The organism is Veillonella intestinalis (genome assembly GCF_943192895.1).
GTDB classification, from domain to species: Bacteria; Bacillota; Negativicutes; order Veillonellales; family Veillonellaceae; genus Veillonella_A; species Veillonella_A intestinalis.
In genome coordinates this window covers 133433-148472 of sequence record NZ_CALPCB010000002.1, presented here as the reverse complement: position 1 = coordinate 148472, position 15040 = coordinate 133433, and the positions used below count along the sequence as shown (strand labels likewise).

Below are 15040 nucleotides of genomic sequence, written 5' to 3'. Positions count from 1 at the left end.
AGTGCTATGCCATATGAGCGCCACTCATAGCGTCCTTTAGGACTTTTCATGTACTGCCAATAGGCCTGCACTTTATAAAACCATTGTTTACTCATGACCTAATTTGGCCATCCCCTTCAACATAATATTTATACGATGTTAAAGCTAATAGGCCCATAGGTCCACGAGCATGTAACTTCTGTGTACTGATGCCGATTTCTGCACCCAAGCCAAATTCAAAACCATCAGTAAAGCGAGTAGATACATTCACATATACAGTCGAAGCATCTACCTGTTGTAAAAAAGTTTGTGCGGTTGTTTTGTTTTCAGTAATAATACATTCAGAATGCTTAGTGCCATACTGATTAATATGATGAATAGCCTCGGCCACATCTGACACGACTTTAACATTCATAATTAAATCATTGTACTCTGTACTCCACGCCTCGCTATCAGCCTCGTGAATAGCAGGCACAATAGCACGACTAGTAGCATCCCCACGTAATTCTACTTGCTTAGCAAATAGAGCCTGCGCTACTTCAGGTAAGAGCTTAGGTGCTACTTCCTCATGAATAAGTAGTGTTTCTGCAGAATTACACACAGATGGTCTTTGTACTTTTGCATTAATAACAATTGGTACAATCTTATTAGTGTCACAATCTTTATCAATATAAACGTGAACAACACCACTGCCCGTTTCAATAACAGGAATACGGCTTTCTTCTACAATGCGCTTGATAAGTCCAGCCCCACCACGTGGAATAACGACATCAATATACTCTCGCTGTTTTAATAAATCTGAAACAGCTGCTCTATCAGTTACAGTCACTAATTGTACTGCATCTGCTGGCAGATTATTTTCTGTTAATGCCTGACGAATTAAAGTTACTAAGCACTGATTGGAATTAAATGCTTCTTTACCACCACGCAAAATAACTGCATTGCCAGTTTTTAAAGATAAAGCCGCTGCATCTACCGTTACATTAGGGCGTGCCTCATAAAACATAGCAATTACACCTAAAGGGACACGAACTTTAGTAATAGCCATCCCATTAGGTCGTGTACTAGATTCTATAACCTCACCAATAGGGTCCGATAAATCTACTAATTGCCGTACGCCTAAGGCCATTTGTTTAATTCTATCTTCGGTAAGACGTAAACGATCTAACATCATAGCAGGTAAACCATAGGAGTCAGCCTGTTTCATATCTTCATCATTTGCTGTTAATATAGCCGCTATATTAGCTTCTAAAATATCAGCAATGGATACCAATAGTGAGTTTTTTGTTTCTGTTGTAGCTACTTGAAGTTGAGTTGATGCCATACGAGCTTGCTGCCCCATGGTTTCAAATAGTGTCGCATAATCGGTCATAAGAACCTCCTATCTGAGGATAACTAAATTATCACGATGAATAGCTTCTGCATGGGCTGTTTGAACCTGTAAACGTTCTGCTATTTCGTGAGAGTTACAGCCTTTAATCTGCTCAATATCTTGTGACGAAAAATTAACCATCCCACGGGCAATTTCTTCGCCATCATACATAATACTAATTGTTTCCCCTTCAAAAAAATCACCCGACACTGCAATAATCCCTACTGGCAGCAAACTTGAGCCATTTTTCAAAATCGCCTTAGCACAACCAGCATCTACAGTAACTGATCCTTTAAGACGAGAACCAAAAGCTACCCAACGTTTACGCATATGTGGTTTTGTTTGGCGCGCTACAAAATGAGTCCCCCGTAAACCACCATTAGCCACAACTTGAATAGAGTCACTGTGTTCACCAGAAGCAATGACCATATGAACCCCAGAATTAACAGCAATATTAGCAGCCTCTATTTTAGTAAACATACCACCCGTACCTCGAGCTGTACCAGCTCCACCAGCAATTTCATAAATATGTGGTGTTATAGTTGCTACTTCAGTAATCAAGGTAGCTGTCGTATCAGTTTGCGGATTCGCTGTATATAGACCTTCAATATCAGACAATATAATCAACAAATCAGCTTCTACGATACTGGCCACAGTAGCTGATAAAGTATCATTATCACCAATTTTAACTTCATCAATAGCCACTACGTCATTTTCATTAATAATAGGAATAACCCCTAAGTCGATAAGTGAAAATAAAGTATTCCGCAAATTAACATAACGAGAACGATGAGTACTATCTTCACGTGTTAATAAAATTTGGCCCACTGTATGTCCATATTCGCGAAATAATTTTTCATACATATGCAGTAAAATGCCTTGTCCGACAGCAGCGGCTGCTTGTTTCATAGCAATATCCTTAGGTTTTTCTTTAAAACCTAAGGGTGCTAAGCCTGCCCCAACTGCACCAGAACTGACTAAAAACATTTCTTTGCCTTGATTGGCTAAATCTGCCAATTGCTTTACAATAGCTTCAATACGATTCAAATTCAAACGACCATTAGCATAGGTAAGCGTACTGGTCCCCACTTTTACAACAATACGCTTAGCATTCGCCAATTCTTGGCGTCCTACTACATTTCCAACTTGCTCTCTTTCACTCATAGGCGTCTCCTTCTGCCTCATTAACGAGGCAAAATAATTTTAGGTTCTTTTTTAGCCTTATAAAGAACTCCATTATGACCGATAACTTGAACTAATTCTGCACCTAACATATCTGCTAGATCTTCAAATGTTTCTGCTGGATCTACCGGTGAATTATTCAGCACTTTGACCTTAATTAATTCTCGTGCTGTAATAGCTGCTCTAGCACTATCAATCACAGAATCTTCTAAGCCTCCCTTGCCAATCATAACTACAGCTGGCATCGTACTGGCTAAGGCTCTTAAAAATCGTTTTTGTTTCCCTGTCATACTATCTCCTACCCTTATAAATCATGGAATGTAAAACGTTGATCCCCAATGACTACTTCATCGCCATCTTTACAGCCACGTTCTTTCAAGCGACGATCTAAATCCATATAAGACCAAATTTTTTGGAAACGGCGAAGTGCTTGTTCATCATCTAAATTAGTCATAGCAACTAATTTTTCTATGCGAGCACCACTAATAATAAAGGAAGCATCATCACCTCGAGTAATCGTAAAGTCTGTATCTGGTTTTGCTTCGTATAAAACAGTATCGTCTACAGCTTCTGGCTCTGGTACATAATTTTCTACATAATACCAAGCTCGTGCAACCAAATCTGGTAAACCTTCACCAGTCAATGCATTGACTGGAAAAACTTCATAACCCTTTTCTGTGAAATAGGCGCTTACACGAGGCAATGTGTCTTCATCTTGTAACATATCTATTTTATTTAGTGCAATTAATTGTGGCTTTTTACTTAATTTTTCACTATATTTAGCTAATTCTGCATTAATCGTATGGAAATCTTCAATCGGATCACGCCCTTCCATACCAGACACATCTAGAACATGAATTAAAATATTACTTCGTTCTACATGGCGTAAGAAAGAGTGCCCTAAACCGACCCCTTCACTAGCCCCTTCAATAAGGCCCGGAATATCAGCCATAACAAAACTATGACCTTCTCCTACAGATACTACACCTAATACAGGTGTTAATGTAGTAAAATGATAAGCTGCTACTTCTGGTTTAGCAGAGGATACTTTACGAATAATACTAGACTTACCAACACTTGGATAGCCTAACAAACCTACATCAGCTAATACTTTCAATTCTAATTGTAGCCAACGTTCCTCTCCAGGCTCACCTTTTTCTGCAAACGTAGGTGCTCGGTTAGCACTTGTATGGAAATGAGCATTGCCACGACCACCACGACCACCTTTAGCCACTACATAAGTCTGGCCATCTTCAATAAGATCTGCCATTAATTTGCCACTTTCTTCGTCTTTTACAGTAGTTCCTAATGGCACGGGAATAATCATATTCTCTGCACCGCGACCATATTTATTACTGCTTTGCCCGCCTTCACCAGCGGGCCCTTTAAATTGGCGTTTATATCTAAAATCAACAAGAGTATTGATATTTCTGTCTGCTTTTAAAATGATGTCTGCTCCTTTACCGCCATCGCCGCCGTTTGGGCCGCCGTTAGGAACATACTTTTCGCGTCGGAAACTACTCATCCCGTTGCCGCCGTCACCGGCTTTCACAAAAATTCGTGCACGATCGATAAACATAGTTTTCATCCTTTACTAATACTAATATGGGCGGTAACTGCTGTTAGCTACCGCCACCTATTATTTTGTCATTAAAATCTCAATTGCCTTTTTAAGTTGCGTATCATCAGCTTCTGATGAAGCACCTTCAGGAAGGCTTACTTCTACATCTGGTTTAATACCAGTACCATCAATAACACGGTCATTTGGAGTATGATATTTGGCAATGGTAATTTTTATACCTTCATCACCTAACATACTTAATACAGTCTGAACTGTACCTTTACCATAACTATTAGTACCTACAATGGTACCTACTTTTTCATCCTGCACCGCCCCTGCAATAATTTCAGAAGCACTAGCAGAACCTTGATTAATTAAAACAACTAAAGGAATAGTTGGCATTAAGCCTTTTGAATCATAAGATTCTATACGACCAGACCGATCTTGAATCGTTACTATTGGTCCAGCCGGTAAAATATAGTCCGACACTTCTTGTGCCGTCGTTAATAATCCACCAGGATTATCACGCAAATCAAGGACAAGTTTAGTCATGCCCTTTTCTTTTAATTCATTATAAATGTTAGCAAAATCAGGACCTGTAGGTTCAGCAAACTGACTGATTCGGATATAGCCAATATGATTGTCTAACATCTTACCTTTTACTGTAGGAAGGCTAATTTGTTGTCTTGTAATCGTAAACTCTTTAATTTCATTATCACGCATTACACTTAGTACAACTTGGGTGCCTTCTTCACCACGAATCATTTTAGAGGCATCTTCCATGGCTAAGGTACTGGTTTTAATCCCATCAATAGCCACTATGATATCCCCTGATTTAATACCCGCCGTTGCTGCTGGCTGACCTTCTATGGCCGTAGCCACCTTCATAAGCCCTTCTTTATCTTGACCTAACACAATACCGACACCACTATAGCTGCCAGACGTTTGCATATAAATATCGTTAAAGGCTTTTTCATTTAAGAATTGGCTATGAGGCTCCCCTAAGGAGTCAACCATACCGGCCAGACTACCTTCAAACAAGGTCGTTTTAGCTACCGGCTCCATATAAAAATGACTGGCTACAAAATAGGTAAAAAAGAATTTAATAGCCCCTGCTGGAGACCCTGAAATATACCAAAATACAAGCCACAAAAATACAAGACCAGCCACTGTAAATTTAATGGCAAATTGGATACCAGACTTTAAAGAGCCTGGCAACCAACCTTTAAGAAAATTATTTTTCATCTTATAAATACCCTTGAGGATCTACAGGATCACCATTAATACGTACTTCAAAATGTACATGAGGTCCTGTAGAGTTCCCTGTACTACCAGCATAGGCAATAACAGAACCTTTGCTTACTGTTTCGCCTTCGGATACAGCTAAATCTGAATTATGACCATATAAAGTAGACATACCATTACCATGATCAATAACTACAACATAACCATAACCATCCATCCACCCGGAGTATTCTACATAACCACCATCAGCAGCATGTACTGGTGTCCCTTCATCAACACCTATATCCATGCCGGAATGAAGGATTTGACGACCGAAAATAGGATGCTCACGCCAACCAAAATCAGAAGTGATAACCCCTGATACAGGCCAACTTAATACACCAGATCCTTGTACATATGTATAGCCGCCACTGCTACCGCCACTACTTTGTGCAGCCGCGGCTGCCGCTGCGGCACGTTCTGCCGCTCGTTGCTGTAACATAGCTTTAATAGCATTTGAAGATGCTTGTAAATCGGCTTGCATCTGTTCTGCTACAGCTTTATCATTTTGTGCTTGGGCCAAAATAGCCGACTGTTCATCCTTTTTCTTCTGAATAACAGCCTGAGCTTCCCGTGCTTTATTTTCTAATTCAACAACTTTAGCACGATCAGCCTCTAATTCAGCTTTACGCTGAGCAATTTCTTCTCGCTCAGTTTTAATACTGCTAATTAATTTAATATCAGCATCAATAATGCGTTTAAGCATTTCTAAACGATTGGCAAAATCACTAAAATCCTTAGCACCAATAATAACTTCTAAATAGCTAAGACGCCCATTGATATAAATATCACGAACGCGTTTATTAAAAACTCCTTCACGAGTAGCTAAACGAGCTTGTGCTTCTGCTAATAGTTTTTCATTTTTTACAATTTCATTTTCTACAGCCATGCGCTGCTGTTCGTAATTTTTTAAATTCGCTGTTGCCTCATCTAATTCCACCTGAATCTGATGTAATTGTTCAGATACATTGATAATAGTAATCTCTGCATTGGCTTTCTTGTTACTTGCTTCTTCCATTTGCTGTTGAATGCCACTTAGCTGATTAGTTAAATCTTCATCTTCCGCTCTCATAGTGCCAAACGGAATTGAGGCTAATACAGTAGTACTTAAAAGAACGGCTGCTACACGCATGGATAATTTATTATTTGCCATACATACCCTTCTTTACTATACTTTCATATATTGTTTCAACGAAATAGTAGAACCAATAGCCCCTACTAAGACACCAACGCCCAATAGAATAGCACTTAAATCATAGAAGAATGGCAACATAGGCACTAATGGTAAAAAGGCTAAGGAATTTTCTACTTCCACCGTAATGAAATGATAGAACTCCCATACACAAGCGGTAGCGATTGCACCACCAATAAACCCTAAGAGCATACCTTCAATAAGAAATGGCCAACGAATAAACCAGTTAGTAGCCCCTACATATTTCATAATGCCAATTTCTTTACGACGAGCGAACACTGTTAAGCGAATCGTATTGGAAATAATAAACAAAGTAGCACCGGCCAAGAAGGCAATTAAAGCAATGCCACCAATGCGAATAATTTGGGTCATTTTGAAAATTTGTTCAATAATATCCTGACCATAATGTGCACTTTCAACTTCTGGGAAAGTAGACACTAATTTTGCTGTATTTTTTACTTCTTCTGGATCTTCGAAAGTAAGTACATATGCCGATGGCAATGGATTGTTACCATCTAACGCTTCTACTAAACCTTGTTGATCTCCTAAGCGCTCTTTAAAGCGTTTCATAGCTTCATCTTTATTGACAAATTCAATATTTTTAACTTTTGGTAAGGCTTTTAACTTTTTACCAACTTCCATAACTTGATTAGTAGTCAAACCGTCTTTCATATAAATACTGATTTCAACTTGACTTTCTAAATTAGATGCTAGGTTGTTTAAATTTACTACACCGCATGTAAAAACACCTAGGATAAAAAGCGATAAAGCCACTGTTGATATGGACGCTAATGTCATTAGACCATTGCGGGTCATAGACTTAAGCGCTTCTTTCACAAAGTATCTAAACGTTCTAAGCTTCATTGAATTCAGCACCTCGCATTCTATCACTCGTCACGCGGCCATCTTCCAATGCAATAACCCGCTTATTCAAATACTTAACCATTTCCATATCATGCGTTACCATAACAATAGTTGTACCTGAATTATTAATTGTCTTAAATAATTCTACAATTCCCTTACTTGTTGCAGGGTCTAAGTTACCAGTTGGTTCGTCAGCAATCAATACTAATGGCTTATTAACAATAGCTCGCGCAATAGCTACGCGTTGTTGTTCACCACCACTTAGGTCTTGTGGTAAATCATTCGCCTTATGACTAAGCCCAACCATCTCAAGAACTGAAGCTACACGTTCTTTAATAACTTTTGGTTTTTCTTCAATAACTTCAAGCGCAAAGGCAATATTTTCAGATACCGTTTTATTCGGTAACAAACGGAAATCTTGGAATACAATGCCTAAGCGACGACGTAAATAGGGAATTTTACGTTTTTTCAAATGAGAAACTTCCATGTCATTTACGACAACCGTTCCTGAATCAGGCACTACTTCATGTGACAATAGTTTAATAAATGTGGATTTCCCAGCACCACTAGGCCCACAAATGAGTACAAACTCACCCTTCTCAATGTGTATAGATACGTCATCCAAAGCTAATGATCCATTGTCGTACACTTTGTTGACATGGTTAAATTCAATCATTGATAACTTCCTTTACTATTTTCGTTCAATTGCAGTCTTAACAGCTTCCATAATATGTTCTGCTGTTAGGCCATATTTTGCCATTAATTCTTTAGGCGTACCAGATTCACCAAAAGTATCTTTTGTACCTACGCGAATTACTGGCACAGGCGCTAATTCAGTAACTACTTCAGCTACAGCAGCACCTAAACCACCAAGAATATTATGCTCTTCTGCCGTTACAATAGCGCCTGTTTCTTTAGCCGCTTTAACAATAGCGTCAGCATCAATCGGCTTAATAGACGCCATATTTAATACACGAGCTTTTACACCAGTATCAGCTAATTGTTTTGCTGCTTGTACTGCAGGACCTACTAAAGCACCACAGGCAATAATAGTAACATCAGTACCAGATACTAATTCTACCGCTTTACCTGGAGTAAACGTATAACCTTCAGGAGTTACATCATCCACACCAGCACGACCTAATCGAACATATACAGGTCCTTCATAATCAGCAGCCCATTTTACAACAGCGGTAGTTTCAGCTTCATCAGCAGGCACAACAACTGTTAGATTAGGAATAGCACGCATACAAGCAATATCTTCTAAACTTTGATGCGTAGCACCATCTTCACCTACAGTAATCCCTGCATGAGTAGCACAAATTTTTACATTTAATTTAGGATAGCATACAGCATTACGCACCTGTTCAAAAGCACGACCTGTAGCAAACATGGAGAAAGAAGATACAAATGGAATTTTACCAGTTGCTGCTAAACCAGCACCAACACTAATTAAATTCTGTTCTGCAATCCCTACGTTAAAGAAACGATCAGGATATGCTTTTTTAAAATTATCAGTCTTTGTAGATTTAGATAAATCCGCATCTAATACGACTACGTTTTCATGTGTAGCCCCTACTGCTACTAAGGCATTACCATATGCTTCACGAGTTGCTTTTCCCATCTTATACCTCCAAAAGTTCGGCTACAAATTTTTCACATTCTTCAGCGGATGGTGCTTTACCATGCCAACCAGCTTGGCCTTCCATCTCTTTAACACCTTTACCTTTAACTGTATTCATTACGACTACAGTAGGTTTATCCGTGCAAGTCTTAGCAGCTTCAATGGCATTGTGAAGTTCATCTAAATTATGACCATCTACTTCAATTACATTCCAATTAAACGCTTCAAATTTTGAACCGATTGGCAATGGAGACATAACTTCACGAATATCACCATCAATTTGAAGTCCGTTAAAATCAACGAAAGCTGTTAAATTATTTAATTTGTAATGACCGGCAAACATAGCGGCTTCCCATACTTGCCCTTCTTCCAATTCACCATCACCAAGTACAGCATATACTCGATAATCTTTTTTGTCGATTCGACCAGCTAATGCCATACCACAGGCAGCACTAATGCCTTGGCCCAAAGAGCCAGTGGACATGTCAACGCCCGGGGTGTGTTTCATATCAGGATGACCTTGCAAAATGCAATCTATCTTACGTAAATTGGTAAGCTCATCTTTAGAGAAAAAGCCTTTCTCTGCCAAGGTAGCATATAATGCTGGTGCCGCATGCCCTTTAGACAATACAAAACGGTCACGATTAGGATCTTTTGGGTCCTCTGGATTTACATTCATTTCTACAAAATACAACAGCGACATAAGGTCTGTAATCGATAAAGAACCACCTGGATGCCCTGATTTTGCAGCGGTTACAGCTTTTAAAATACTTACGCGAATCGCTGTCGCTTTTTCCTGAACTAAAGAAGTTTGTTCAGCTGTTAATGTTGTCATAAAGACCCTCCATTCCTAGTTGGAAAATAAGTAAACAGATTATATAAAATCGTATACAAAAAAAGATAGGAATCAATTCTTATTCTACCCCTTTATCTTAGTAAAATCTAGTTTTACGAATCTAAGAGGGATAAAGCAATGTGAGCATTTTTAAGAGATTCTTCCCTTAATTTAATAATTCGTTGCACTACCTGCTGTTGCAACGCTGTATTTTCTAAGAAATTAGCTGTTGCTTCATAAATAGTATCAGCCCTAATTTCATCAAGAGTACCTACTGGCGCTTGACCAATCATATGCAAGAAATTAGTAATTTTAGGGTCATAGGAAATACCTACTACCGGCTTTTCCATGAGAGAAGCAAATACTAAAGCATGCAAGCGCACCCCTATCAATACATCCATACAGCCTTCAAGGGAAAGGAGCTCTGTCGTATTATACATACGCTCTAATACAACTGGTTCACTTTTCATAAGGGCTTTAATCGCCAATGCCTCTTTAGTATCAGCAGGATGTTGCATTGGAATGAACACAACTTGCGCCCCTAATTCATCATGAAGCTGATCAAGGGCTTGCGCCAATTCACTGCGATATGCAGTGGATTGTTTCCAATTACGCACTGATACACCTACACGATAACGGACTCCCGATAATTGATACGGTTTCAATAGGCGTTTACCAATAGTTAAATCGACAGGATGCATAGCTAATACTGCATCAGCAGTAACTTCAATAGGAACTTGCGTAACTCCCATATCAAGTAACTCAGCTTTTGACCGCTCGTCACGAACTGTAATCATAGTTACTTTATTTAATACTTGACCTACAATACGACGAGCTCGTTTACGCCGTAAAGGTCCAATACCTTGGGCATATAACATTACGCGCTTCCCAAAAGTAGTTGCTAACGTAATGATACTTAAATAATAGTATAAACTCCGCTTACTAGTTACATCTTGTAGCAGACTACCGCCACCACTGATGAGTAAATCACAACGACCAATGGCATTTAATATACCAAACATATCAAAGCGACCTACTGCTTTAACGCCATGATTAGCTGCTGTTTGTTTAGGATTCCCTGAAATAACCGTAATATCAGCATCAGGCACTACTTCTAAAATAGCTTCTAGAATAGCAGCTAACATAGCTTCATCACCGGCATTACCAAAGCCATAATACCCAGAAATGACAAGTCTAGTCATTAGACACCTCCCCACGACGGGCCCAGGCAATAGTATATGCTAAAAAGCGGAATACTAAAATAGCAACTACCCCAGCAACAACACCTATAAATAAGCCATCATAACCTCGTGCGATTGACATTAACACAGGTGTTCGCAAATGACAGAAGGTTTCCACCATTGAACCAATACCAATAACACCTGCTATGGTGCAAAGGAAATGGAATACCATAGGCCAACGGCGCAATACCGCAAAAGATGCTAACATAAGTGCCGGATGACCAATCAAAAATTCTTTTTCACGTGGACGCGCATATAATGTGTTTTCTAAGAAACGACGCAAGGCAATTTCAAAACTAGGTACTGGTACACCTGCTGTATGACCACTACGACCAACAAATATCCAGCCTACAATTCCCAAGAACGCAAACACAATAATCATGTATAGTTTCACATCTAGCGTGAGGAAAGAACGCAAAAAACTACGACATTCAAGCCAAGAATCAACTGTGCGACCTTGCCATAATGGAAAACGTTGTAAATAAGCAATTGCTGTTAAAATAATTGGTGCAACAAACACTAATTTTACGCCACGGAATAAAGAAAATTCCATAAAGAACCGTGTGTTGCCAAGCATAGCAGCAATTAATATGCCCCCTATAGCAGCTATAATAGCAGCCCCTACCAAATAAACAGCAGCTTCCAAAGTAGCTCGCCATGAACCTACCATAGGGCCTTCAGCACGACGTACCCAACAATCCATAATCAATATAATAGCAACTACAGGCGCACAAATCGCTGCACTTAAGGCCCAAATTTGAGTAATTAAAGTGCCCCCAGTTACAGCATATAAAACGACTGTAATAAGCAATAAAGTAAAGTTAACTACTAACTGACTATACTTACGCATTGGGTAGAATAAATTCAGCATAAACGTGAACAAAGCCACAGAACCTGCCATCGTTAATACTACTGCCAATGGGCTTGGCATATAGGCAGGATAAATAGAAGCACGCCCAAAAGTAAAACCTCGATTCGTTAATTTCTCTTTTAACGAATTCATATAAGTTATACTAGTTGCTAACGCTGTTTTGTTATCGCTACCTTCTTCATAGATTGGCAATAGATTAAAGCGTATATTTCGTTCAATATCACTGATAAAGAAACGCTGCGATACTTCTTCAGGACTTAATTTTTTAAGTTCTTCTTTTGAAATCGTATATAAACGTCCAATACTGTAGTTATCGGCTACAGCTAAGTCATTATTAAAACCGACTTGATTTTCATACTGTAGTTGATTTACGGCCTCTATACCAACAACAGGAATTCTTAAATTATGTAAATATTCATTAGTAAGACCTATAAACTCAGGATATCCTAAGGCTTCTTTGCCTACAAAAACCATGCCAGTTACATTGGGGATACCATCAATACGACTAAATACATGATCTACATTATCCCGCGTTACATGCTTAAAATTAGTTGGTCTCACAATAACGTTAAAGCCTAAATTACTAACCTCTTGAGCTTGTAAGCGTGAAATGCTTAATTTCATATCCATAAGGGCTTCAAACGGTTGTGCTAACGCGATGACGGGCCCCCGATTAGAGTATAAAATAGTTACTTTATCTTTACCTAGTCGTTGCACTAAATCATCTTGAATTTCTTTGAAATACCCTTCTTTACCATGAGCAGCTACTAAATATGTATATCCAGCAGTGGGTTGTGTACCATAAAACTGAAGTGCATTAGCGTCTAACCCTTGATATACAATAATTTCTCCAGCATCACGGGCCTTCTCTAGAGTGCGATCATAAATAGCCATAGCCGTTACGCCCGCTTCTTTTAAGGCTTGCAAGGCCTCAGCTGTACTGCGTTTCTCAAAGGAAGCCGCTCGTAGCGCTGCATCATAATCAACAATGTTTTCTACCTGATGCTGAGCTGATTCAATTTGATGCCGTTGCTGCACTAAATACAAACCAGCCAGTAAGCCAATAATAATAATGGCTATAAGTATTAACGAATGTTTTCTTTTCTTTCTAATAGCTTCCTTCACAATAACACCTTTCTTACTTTGCTATAGGGTTCACAAATAAATGAATTTCATCATTCATTGTTTCAATGCGATCCGCTTTTACAGGAATTGGGAATTCTGCAAAATCATAAATAGTAATTGGTTTTAATACAGAGGCATTTAAACCGCCAATACCAGCACCATTGATTTCAAATCGCTGTGGTGAAAATACAAGAGCATTATTTTTAATTTCTAATAAGCCTTTAATATTAGCTGTCCCTTTAACAAAACCCATGTCAACGGACCCAATAACTTCGATACCGTTAGAATTGATTACTACATCTTTAATGGATAAACCTTTAACTGATTGCTCCATAAAATTCTGCAAATCACTGGCTGTTACCGTTCCTTCAATCTCCCCATTCCCTAATTGATTAATCTCCATAGTTTGATTCATCAACAAAGCAATTGGATTGAACTCTAAATTGGTTACATCCATATGAATATCAGCAAAATTTAAGTGGCCTAACTTAACATTTTCTAACACACCACGCATAGTATCAACATGGCCACCTAGCATTGTAATTGCTGGTGACGATTCAATGCGTAAAGCAATCGTTTCTGGATTTAATTTATTACTAATTTCACGCTCTAATTGTTTAGCCACAAAACTAGGTAAGAAAAATTGAGCCGCTACAACAAGAGCTACTATAACAACAACAATGAAAGCGATAAACTTTTTCATAAGTCTAAACTCTCCTAAACTTTTAAATTAGCTTCTTTTTTTAAGAAACCTTCCATAAATGAATCTAAATTACCATCCATAACGGACTGAACATTCCCAGTTTCCACACCCGTACGATGATCTTTTACTAAATTATAGGGATGGAATACATAGGAACGAATTTGGCTCCCCCATTCAATAGCTTGATAGGTACCACCAATTTGTTCTTTTAATTCAGCTTGTTTTTCTAATTCCAATTCAAATAATTTAGCGCGCAATAACTTCAAAGCCTGTTCACGGTTTTGAATCTGAGAGCGTTCGCTTTGACACTGTACAACAATGCCAGTTGGAATATGAGTCATACGAATAGCTGAGTCAGTCTTATTAATATGCTGTCCCCCTGCACCGCTAGCACGATATGTATCAACGCGGACATCCTTCATATCCAACTGAATTTCCACTGTATCATCAATTTCAGGCATAACATCAACAGCGCCGAATGAAGTATGACGACGTGCATTAGCATCAAATGGCGAAATACGAACTAACCGATGAACACCTTTTTCAGATTTTAAATAGCCAAAAGCATTTTCGCCTTTAATAAGAAAGGTCGCACTCTTAATACCAGCTTCATCACCTGGTTGTTCATCCATCATCGTAATAGTAAAACCATGTTGCTCAGCCCAACGCAAGTACATGCGAATCAGCATAGACACCCAATCCTGTGCCTCTGTACCGCCAGCACCAGCATGAAATGTTAAAATGGCATTGTTTTTATCATATTCACCACTTAACAACAATAATACTTCACGACGTTCTACATCTTCTTGAATTTTCTCAATAGAAGCTGCTAATTCGCTTTCTAATGATGTATCCTGCTCTTCGATTGCCATATCTAGCATTAATTTTACATCTTCGATTTCACCAACAAGTGCTTTATAGCCTTCTACCACATCTTTTAACTGTGTGGCTTCTTGGGAAATTTCTTTCGCTTTGTCCGGATCATTCCAAAATTCTGGATCACTCATTTTAACATCTAGTGTAAAAATTCTATCTTCTTTCTGAGCAATGTTAAAGTGAATCCCTCATTCCATAAATTCGCTCCTCTAAATTGTCAATAGGGCCTTTTAAATCCTCTAACAATTTATTCACCTCTTTCTAATTTTACAGCAATAAAAACAGAAAATGGCCGTGCCGAAAATACTCTCCCGGCAACGAACCATTCTGC

Annotated in this window: 14 protein-coding genes; all 14 read right to left on the bottom strand. The window is 38.7% G+C overall.

The window, feature by feature from the left end:
* Positions 1-91: 91 nt before the first annotated feature.
* Positions 92-1351 carry a glutamate-5-semialdehyde dehydrogenase gene (locus NFR27_RS02040; RefSeq protein WP_251453904.1) on the bottom strand — a complete coding sequence of 420 codons (1260 nt, stop codon included), beginning with the start codon at positions 1349-1351 and terminating at the stop codon, positions 92-94.
* Positions 1352-1360: 9 nt separating this feature from the next.
* Positions 1361-2515: a glutamate 5-kinase gene (proB, locus tag NFR27_RS02035; protein ID WP_251453901.1), complete on the bottom strand. Its 1155-nt coding sequence runs from the start codon at positions 2513-2515 to the stop codon at positions 1361-1363.
* A 20-nt stretch (positions 2516-2535) separates the two neighbouring features.
* A complete protein-coding gene (gene yhbY / locus NFR27_RS02030; protein ID WP_251440591.1) occupies positions 2536-2823 on the bottom strand; it encodes a ribosome assembly RNA-binding protein YhbY in 288 nt (95 codons plus the stop codon).
* A 14-nt stretch (positions 2824-2837) separates the two neighbouring features.
* Positions 2838-4112 carry a GTPase ObgE gene (gene obgE / locus NFR27_RS02025; RefSeq protein WP_251440593.1) on the bottom strand — a complete coding sequence of 425 codons (1275 nt, stop codon included), beginning with the start codon at positions 4110-4112 and terminating at the stop codon, positions 2838-2840.
* A gap of 60 nt (positions 4113-4172) precedes the next feature.
* Positions 4173-5339: a S41 family peptidase gene (locus NFR27_RS02020; protein ID WP_251440596.1), complete on the bottom strand. Its 1167-nt coding sequence runs from the start codon at positions 5337-5339 to the stop codon at positions 4173-4175.
* A gap of 1 nt (position 5340) precedes the next feature.
* Positions 5341-6531 (bottom strand): murein hydrolase activator EnvC family protein, encoded by a 1191-nt coding sequence (locus NFR27_RS02015; protein ID WP_371875159.1) that lies wholly within the window; start codon positions 6529-6531, stop codon positions 5341-5343.
* 15 nt (positions 6532-6546) lie between these two features.
* A complete protein-coding gene (gene ftsX / locus NFR27_RS02010) occupies positions 6547-7434 on the bottom strand; it encodes a permease-like cell division protein FtsX (RefSeq protein WP_251440598.1) in 888 nt (295 codons plus the stop codon).
* A complete protein-coding gene (gene ftsE, locus NFR27_RS02005) occupies positions 7424-8110 on the bottom strand; it encodes a cell division ATP-binding protein FtsE (RefSeq protein ID WP_251440600.1) in 687 nt (228 codons plus the stop codon). The genes ftsX and ftsE overlap by 11 nt, the downstream gene beginning before the upstream one ends.
* Positions 8111-8125: 15 nt before the next feature.
* A complete protein-coding gene (locus NFR27_RS02000) occupies positions 8126-9058 on the bottom strand; it encodes a transketolase family protein (protein ID WP_251440602.1) in 933 nt (310 codons plus the stop codon).
* Between the two features lies 1 nt (position 9059).
* Positions 9060-9893: a transketolase gene (locus NFR27_RS01995; RefSeq protein ID WP_251440604.1), complete on the bottom strand. Its 834-nt coding sequence runs from the start codon at positions 9891-9893 to the stop codon at positions 9060-9062.
* Between the two features lie 113 nt (positions 9894-10006).
* Positions 10007-11095: a polysaccharide pyruvyl transferase CsaB gene (gene csaB, locus NFR27_RS01990; RefSeq protein WP_251440606.1), complete on the bottom strand. Its 1089-nt coding sequence runs from the start codon at positions 11093-11095 to the stop codon at positions 10007-10009.
* Positions 11088-13130 carry a DUF5693 family protein gene (locus NFR27_RS01985; RefSeq protein WP_251440609.1) on the bottom strand — a complete coding sequence of 681 codons (2043 nt, stop codon included), beginning with the start codon at positions 13128-13130 and terminating at the stop codon, positions 11088-11090. Before NFR27_RS01985 ends, csaB begins: the two co-directional genes overlap by 8 nt.
* Positions 13131-13143: 13 nt before the next feature.
* Positions 13144-13833, bottom strand: coding sequence for an LmeA family phospholipid-binding protein (locus tag NFR27_RS01980; protein ID WP_251440611.1), 690 nt, complete (start codon positions 13831-13833; stop codon positions 13144-13146).
* A 14-nt stretch (positions 13834-13847) separates the two neighbouring features.
* Positions 13848-14955, bottom strand: a protein-coding gene (gene prfB, locus NFR27_RS01975; RefSeq protein WP_251440613.1) for a peptide chain release factor 2 whose coding sequence is annotated in 2 segments (ribosomal slippage) — positions 13848-14897 and positions 14899-14955 — 1107 coding nt in all. Because the reading frame shifts where the segments join, the coding sequence is not laid out codon by codon here.
* Positions 14956-15040 lie beyond the last annotated feature (85 nt).

Coding starts and splice junctions, on each gene's coding strand:
- NFR27_RS02000 (WP_251440602.1), bottom strand. CDS start 9,058: ATGGGAAAAGCAACTCGTGAAGCATATGGTAATGCCTTAGTAGCAGTA.
- NFR27_RS01980 (WP_251440611.1), bottom strand. CDS start 13,833: ATGAAAAAGTTTATCGCTTTCATTGTTGTTGTTATAGTAGCTCTTGTT.
- ftsE (WP_251440600.1), bottom strand. CDS start 8,110: ATGATTGAATTTAACCATGTCAACAAAGTGTACGACAATGGATCATTA.
- ftsX (WP_251440598.1), bottom strand. CDS start 7,434: ATGAAGCTTAGAACGTTTAGATACTTTGTGAAAGAAGCGCTTAAGTCT.
- yhbY (WP_251440591.1), bottom strand. CDS start 2,823: ATGACAGGGAAACAAAAACGATTTTTAAGAGCCTTAGCCAGTACGATG.
- NFR27_RS01995 (WP_251440604.1), bottom strand. CDS start 9,893: ATGACAACATTAACAGCTGAACAAACTTCTTTAGTTCAGGAAAAAGCG.
- NFR27_RS02020 (WP_251440596.1), bottom strand. CDS start 5,339: ATGAAAAATAATTTTCTTAAAGGTTGGTTGCCAGGCTCTTTAAAGTCT.
- obgE (WP_251440593.1), bottom strand. CDS start 4,112: ATGTTTATCGATCGTGCACGAATTTTTGTGAAAGCCGGTGACGGCGGC.
- proB (WP_251453901.1), bottom strand. CDS start 2,515: ATGAGTGAAAGAGAGCAAGTTGGAAATGTAGTAGGACGCCAAGAATTG.
- csaB (WP_251440606.1), bottom strand. CDS start 11,095: ATGACTAGACTTGTCATTTCTGGGTATTATGGCTTTGGTAATGCCGGT.
- NFR27_RS02040 (WP_251453904.1), bottom strand. CDS start 1,351: ATGACCGATTATGCGACACTATTTGAAACCATGGGGCAGCAAGCTCGT.
- NFR27_RS02015 (WP_371875159.1), bottom strand. CDS start 6,531: ATGGCAAATAATAAATTATCCATGCGTGTAGCAGCCGTTCTTTTAAGT.